Here is a 464-nt window from a genome sequence, read left to right on the forward strand (position 1 = left end):
TAACTGAGGTGATGTAAAACTACCTAATTTTAATGGGTTACCGTGAATATCTTTTATCACCACACCTAATCCTGTGCCTCCACGTAATTGAAGATATCGGCCACTAGAATCTGTATCCGCTCCTGTAAATCGAATATTAACTCCTGGCTGATTAACACTCCAAGGCAACAATCCTATTTGGCGATCCCATTGGGCATTTTGTACAGCCAAACAATCCGTTAAACCAATACGTAAAGTTGCACCTCGTCCTACTGCCCCAATATTAGGCAAATCACCAAGACCAACAATTCCTAAATTAATCGTCTGATCAGTACTCTCCATCTGTAATCGACAGGGACTATCTGTTAACGCACCTTTCACACGCAAAATTCCGTGTTGCCCATCCACATTATTGTAATCTATAGCTTTAGCCTCAGATCCCAGTAACTTTTGAGCAGCAGTTGCAGGTACACTTAGGCCTATAG

1 protein-coding gene is annotated in these 464 nt (G+C 41.8%); it reads right to left on the minus strand.

The genetic code is table 11. The annotated features are described in order from the left end of the window. A partial coding sequence (locus ACIPUA_RS07285; protein ID WP_449059516.1) for a fimbrial protein occupies positions 1 to 464 on the minus strand: 464 nt, incomplete at both ends.

The organism is Providencia sp. AGC89 (assembly GCF_053543535.1).